The sequence below is a fragment of the Erwinia psidii genome (assembly GCF_003846135.1).
In the GTDB taxonomy this organism is placed as follows: domain Bacteria; phylum Pseudomonadota; class Gammaproteobacteria; order Enterobacterales; family Enterobacteriaceae; genus Erwinia; species Erwinia psidii.
This window is the reverse complement of the sequence record NZ_RHHM01000028.1, coordinates 1-4461: the sequence shown is the minus strand read 5'-3', so window position 1 is coordinate 4461 and position 4461 is coordinate 1. Positions and strand designations below refer to the sequence as shown.

Here is a 4461-nt window from a genome sequence, read left to right as displayed (position 1 = left end):
AGAAAATCTTAGATAAAAACTTTTTCCAAGAAGATTTGGATTTTCAAATATCAGGTGGGGACATCTGAAATAGAGTTATCCTCGCTTTAAAGCGCGTTATTTGCCCGCAAAAGGGTATGGCTTCGAGTGGTTTTTAATGAACGAGGGTGAACCTGAAAAAAGGGGATAACCAACTGACAGAAACGCAAAAAGGAGACATCCGTGGATGTCTCCTTTCTTTAATCTGGCTCCTCTGACTGGACTCGAACTTCATCTGTATCTCCTGCTATTAGTGGTATTGAAATGACGGGGTGATTTTTTACCATCATATTTACCAACATTTTTAATCCTGCATCGCTAAAATGTCGATTATATTCAATTTATTACGGGTGTAACCTTTGGTGAACGTGACTGAACTTCAGGAGTAAAGATACGGTCTGACTGCACTTTTTCCCCGTTTTTTCTCAATGGATTAGCCTCAATGAATACGGTAAGGTTACTGATAACACACCTGCCAGAGAAGTAAAGCCATCAGGAATATCATGACTAAAGCTGAAATTGAAAAAGCGGTGCAGGCCTGGTTCTGCATGGACAACTACAGCGTGCTTCATGACCTGACGGTTGAACAGCTTTTTACCCAGATGGACAACCGGATCGTGGCCTGGCGGATGATGACACTCTGGGATGAAATAGCCTCTGAAAACCGGACCGTGCTCAGTGATTATCTTGATGAGGTTATGACGGGCAAAGTCGTGTTCGGGGATGTCTTTGGCAGGCCGGAACGCACGCTGCTGTCAAGTTATGCTGTTAAGCCTCTGACACGTGAGGATTTGCGGGAAGTTGGCACATACATGACTGTGGCTGAGGTTCATGCTGGTCTGCGGGAAAGTCCGGCGTGTTCGCCAGAGGTGTCGCAGTATCTCAAAGAAGCAGGTCTCAACAGTAAAGGTGCAATGCTTCTTGAAATCAACTTTTCTGCTGCTTCCTCCGATGAAATCATTGAGCACCTGAAGGTTATGCTACCTTCCTGGAAAAAACAGCTCGCACCACCTGAACCGCCAGCCAGAGATTTTCGTTTTGGCGTCAGCACGATAAGAAAAATACTTGATTACCATCTCATACCCATGATGGATCTTCTGCTCTGGGGAACATATGAACAGATCAGGATTGGCATACCCCAGCTTACCGGGTTTCTCTGGCCTGACGAATTTCTGGCTGGTGTAAGGGGAGTGGAGAATGTGAAAGCAACGGATTATCCACTGGCCGTCAGCTTCCTGAAAGATCCGACCTTTTTCCGCTCCTTCATCGACTTTATGTATAAATATGATGATAAAAAGCACTGGAAGGTGAGGGATCTCATCGATACAGAACTTGATTAGTCCGCGTTTCCCCGAAGAAAGATTGTGATCACCTGGATTCACCCAGGCTGAAGTTACCCTTTTCTCTCCCTCTCAGAAAATCGTGTGAAAAACGATTTTCTGAATGTCTCTGCCAAATCATCACCTGAAACCTTACGATTATCTCATCAAACAACAGAGGAGATAAATATGGTTAACCGCACAGAAAAGAATAATGAAAGATTTATCCGCTTACCGGAAGTCATCAAAAGGACCGGGTTTGGTAAAACATGGATATACGAGCTTATTAAAACAGGTCGTTTCCCTGCGCAGATAAAAACGGGTGTCAGAGCGATTGCGTTTATTGAGAGCGAAGTGGATGAATGGATTGAAAAAACTATTAGGGTCTCACGTAAAGTTTCAATGTGAAACATTAACAATAAGGTGATTATTATGATTTTAGAAATAAAAACAACAAGGCAGTTTAATGCAGTGGCAGAAAGGTTATTTAATGAGAATATTGGCAAGCTCAGGAAGGATATGCCGACATTTTATATATCACTGATGAAAGATAAGAAGGAGATGGGCAAATTTATTGAGGTTATTATCTTTCTTACAAAAGAGTTTTTTTATAAAGGACATGATGAACGAAGTGGATATTGTCTGTTCAGAAAGGTAAATGAGACAAAAGCAAGAGCCTTTTTGCGCTCACTGGCATTTGCTCACCGGTTTGTTTATAAAAATATCTTCGTGCTGTAAACAGGTAAGTGCTGACGGCTAAATAATCAAGGTAAGTTTAGGTCATCATTTAACGATGAGGGTTGCTTATGCCTGAGCCTGATGGGCTCATAAATAAAAGCAAATATTAACAATAATCATTAATAAAAGAGAGGTAATAATATGTTAAGTTTTAAAAATGAATCAACGGGTGTATTCTTTGGTGTGTCATTGCAAATCTATTCAGATATGTTTAAACTGGCAGACGAAGAAACGCAACGTGTGATATATGCCAGACTAATGGACCCGGACTTTATCAACAGCTTTATCGGGCTGGCAATCATCATGGCTGAAAAATGTTTTCTGGATTCCGTCCGGGAAGAAAACACAGAAGAAAAACTGGCAGAAGTCGATTTCAAAGAAGTAAAGCAGGCGTTGTTCAAAAGGCACTATGAAGTGCTGGCTGAGTCGTTATGATGTCGCTGACTGTATTAGCCCCTGCAACGGGGCTGATAAGCGCGTATTTAAGGCGAGATTTTACGGCGTGGTGTTTGCAGACGCTCACGGGCAGAAGTCAGTTCTGCAAGTTGTTCAAGGCTTTGCTTAACAGAGCGCTGTAAATCCAGTGCGGCCTCTGTGCGTTGTTTTATAAGCATAGAGACGATTTCATCATCACTGTTCTCACGGATAATCGCTCTGGTTAACATGCGGCGTTCTGCGCTCTCTAAAGTATGCTCCCTTTTCACCGGATTGAGTTCAGAAATAAATGAACCTAACAGGTTGTTTTTCTTTTTATCCAGACGGCGCAGAATGGTATGAGCGGAATAAAATTGCTTTGTCACTGCGGTCGGGGCATTGTCTCGTCGTAACTCACCATATTGCTGTCTGTATTCAGCCATCGATGGATATTTCTTTAACTCTTCCAGAGTATTTAAATAGTCAATAATATCGCTGTTATCTGATTGTGCTTTTCTCATATATACCTCGCAAATAAAATAGTGAATATATTTATATTACGGGGTATGGCGTAAGTGTCAAATTACAGCGAAGTGTTTGATCGAATATCTTTCGATGGCTGAACAGGTTATTCTGCCTCTTCAGACAGACATGCGGGTATCTCAGGAACCTCAAGCGACAGGGTTTCATCATTTGCAGACGTTTCACCCTTATTGCCCGTGTCACGATTATCATCAGAGTCTGGTCGGAAAGTATAAACGTTTTCAAACGTTTCTTTTTCATCAACGGTAAAACCCTGCGCCTTTTTGACATTAGGTCGTTGTTTTGCGTTGATAGAATGTGCCTGTCCTTTAAGGAATATGTTGGAGTTCATAAAGAGGTCTCCATCCTTATCAATAATGATTCCTTTCTTTTTAAGCTTTGTAAAAACAATAGACATGTTTGATTTCTTGATATCTAAATCGCGGCATAGCTTTGCCTGTGATATATGAAAGCAGTTTCCAAACTCCATGATATTTAAAATCCTTGCGATGACTTTAAGTTCATTCTTTGAAATATTCAGCTCTGCGAGTTGCTGGAAGTTTTCTGTGAACATGTGAACATAACCAACATCCTTCCTGATGGATTTGATGTTTTCTTTTCTTGAGTAGATATTGGTAACATCTTTATGGGTGCTGTGATAATGTTCGAATATCTGCACTTTCTGTTCATTAGTGAAATGATGGTCATCAATATACTGTGTTAGCTGAAAAGGGGATAAACTGCTAAGATATTGAAAATCTATTTGTGTCATTGTATTTTTCCTCTTATTGTTGTTTTTATCAATACATAACAGATTAAACACTATGGTCAATAACAAAGTCAAAAATAAGTGGAAAAAGTTTTGATATTGTGGAAAGCTATCCACAGAACAGGATAAACAGAAGTCATTATTGATTCATGACTGGAATAAGTTTACTGAGAGTGGAATGCCCGCCAGTTTTAAACAGTAGTTTCAATGCGAAACTATGGTTATAGCTTTCGCTAACTGCGGTTATAGTTTCCCATAACACGGGTTATAGTTATCGATAACCATAGTTATAGAAACCTATAACCTTTTTTCTGTAACGTGCTGTTTTGTATGATAAATAATGCCCGTAATATAGTAACAAGTTTAATAAAGTAAAAGGGAGTTATGTGCCTGTTAAATGGCACCGTTTTTTTTAGCCTATTCACGGGACTTTCTTCGTGAATATAATATGGTTTTAATCCGCTCCCGGTGACGAAAATTTCATCCGCAATATCGTTTTACTCTTTATTTAATCGGTGCCGTTTTGAGAAGGGCAACTGTCAGTTATTTTATTCTGACTTTGCCTAACAGTGGATGGCAGCAGTGATTGTTTCAGACAATCACACCGTATGCTGTCTCAGACTCAATATCAGTCGTTTTTCTTCAGGCTTGATGGCGGCGGCTGTTGCCTTAAATCCATTA

The 4461-nt window shown here is 40.3% G+C and carries 6 protein-coding genes; 4 read left to right on the top strand and 2 right to left on the bottom strand.

Going from position 1 to position 4461, the window contains the following annotated elements; all coding sequences use genetic code 11:
* Window positions 1–521: 521 nt before the first annotated feature.
* From EB241_RS20605 to EB241_RS20590, 4 genes are all read left to right on the top strand, one after another.
* Entirely contained in the window at window positions 522–1358 is an 837-nt protein-coding gene (locus tag EB241_RS20605) for a DUF6387 family protein (RefSeq protein WP_124234926.1), read from the top strand.
* Between the two features lie 168 nt (window positions 1359–1526).
* Entirely contained in the window at window positions 1527–1745 is a 219-nt protein-coding gene (locus tag EB241_RS20600) for a helix-turn-helix transcriptional regulator (RefSeq protein ID WP_124234927.1), read from the top strand.
* A 24-nt stretch (window positions 1746–1769) separates the two neighbouring features.
* On the top strand, window positions 1770–2075 hold the full coding sequence (locus EB241_RS20595) for a hypothetical protein (RefSeq protein ID WP_124234925.1): 306 nt from the start codon (window positions 1770–1772) through the stop codon (window positions 2073–2075).
* Between the two features lie 141 nt (window positions 2076–2216).
* Window positions 2217–2510: a hypothetical protein gene (locus EB241_RS20590; RefSeq protein WP_124234924.1), complete on the top strand. Its 294-nt coding sequence runs from the start codon at window positions 2217–2219 to the stop codon at window positions 2508–2510.
* A 47-nt stretch (window positions 2511–2557) separates the two neighbouring features.
* On the opposite strand, the gene EB241_RS20585 is transcribed toward EB241_RS20590, so the two are convergent.
* Window positions 2558–3010, bottom strand: a complete 453-nt coding sequence (locus tag EB241_RS20585; RefSeq protein WP_124234923.1) for a DUF4756 family protein — start codon at window positions 3008–3010, stop codon at window positions 2558–2560.
* Window positions 3011–3117: 107 nt separating this feature from the next.
* Entirely contained in the window at window positions 3118–3783 is a 666-nt protein-coding gene (locus EB241_RS20580; protein WP_124234922.1) for a DNA-binding protein, read from the bottom strand.
* Between the last annotated feature and the right edge of the window lie 678 nt (window positions 3784–4461).